General features: G+C 57.8%; 1 protein-coding gene. It reads left to right on the forward strand.

Annotated elements, in window-relative coordinates:
- Positions 1 to 49: 49 nt before the first annotated feature.
- Positions 50 to 1,435: hypothetical protein (locus tag KDK19_RS11380; RefSeq protein WP_257291991.1), on the forward strand; the 1,386-nt coding region annotated here is incomplete at its 3' end.

Consider the following 1,435-nt stretch of genomic DNA (forward strand, 5'->3'; position numbering starts at 1 on the left):
CTCCCGCCGACAGTTTGGGGTCATGGTGGAGGGCCAGGGCGGTTCGGATGTGATTCAAATCAATAAGAGTGACTTGTCGTTTTTTTCCCGGATCATCCTCCATCCCGGCCTTGCTGAAGAACAAACCGACGTTAAAAACCAGGCACAGACCCGCATTGAATTGAAAGTACCGGCCTTCCTTTACCAGGCCGGTCGCCGGGGTCAGAACCTGGTCCTGTCTCACCGCTTTGAGGGAGGCAACGCCGGGATCGTGATCCAGGGGGTCTGGCCTAAACAGCACGACCGGTTCCCGCAACCAACGACCCTGGTGTTCAATGACCTTCAGCTGACCTTATCCGATCTGGCAGCAAGGGTGATGCGCTCTGGCCAGGGGGTGGTATTTCCATTAACGGCAGGGAACCGGAAGAACCGCCTTCGATTCATCCACGCCAACGCCAGCAACCCCCTGTACATCCGGCAAGCGCAAGACCGGCCAGTAAAAATCGTCACACACCGGGCTATGGACGGGATTAAACTGACGCTGGAGCCATTAAACCCCATACAATCCAGACGACAAGTGTTTATTACTGGCACAAACCAGTGGGGCTGGGAACCCGGCAGTGTTCAGGTGAGCGGACCGAAACCCGGCAGCCATTACCGTCCATGGCCGTTTATACCCGCCGTGATCAGCTCGTCGGCCATGGGCAACAGGACATTAAGACTCTGGGGCAATGACCGTAACAACATCCTGTACGTGGGCGCCCATGCCCGACAATGGTCCATTCTGGGGCGGGGCGGTAATGACCTGCTGCTGCTGGGGACGTCGGGAAACGCAGCCGCACGCCCCGAGGTACTGGCAAACTGGACACGGAGCGATCGGTGTGACAACCGAAAGCTGGAAGCACCCGGCAACAGCAGCCTGTGGCAAGCCTTCGTCGACTGGACCCGCCCCCTGATCGGTGGTCCTGGCAATGACGTCTATGACCTGCGGGCGTGCAGGCCAGCCCGGACAGTAGACGATTATGGCAAGCATTATGTCCTCCTGTCGTCCGGGTCAAAAGCGGATTTACGACGACTGACGGGTGATAACAGCACCGCACTGTTCTTTACTGACCTGACTGCGGAACAGGTAGGGTTTAACCAGTGTGACCCGCAGGAGCAGAGCAGCGGCAGCAACCTCACACTCAGCAACGGCTCCCTGCCCCTGAGGAGCCAGAGCGTCAGGATCATCAATACCGACACTAACCAGACCCTGGCACTGATCAAACCGGACGTGCTGGCCAGCCTGCACTTTAAAGGCGGACAAGTCAGCCTGAGCCCCACAGCTTTGATCAACAGCAACGATAGTGCATTGGCCATGAGTGACAGTGCCGATGGAAACCACGAAGCCCTGAGCTTTCTGAACAGGATCATTCGCAGAGGGCAACGGCTGGTACATTACCTGAGCAGCCTGGCC

Origin of the sequence: Endozoicomonas sp. ONNA1 (assembly GCF_024606325.1) — a bacterium.
Taxonomy (GTDB): Bacteria; Pseudomonadota; Gammaproteobacteria; order Pseudomonadales; family Endozoicomonadaceae; genus Endozoicomonas_A.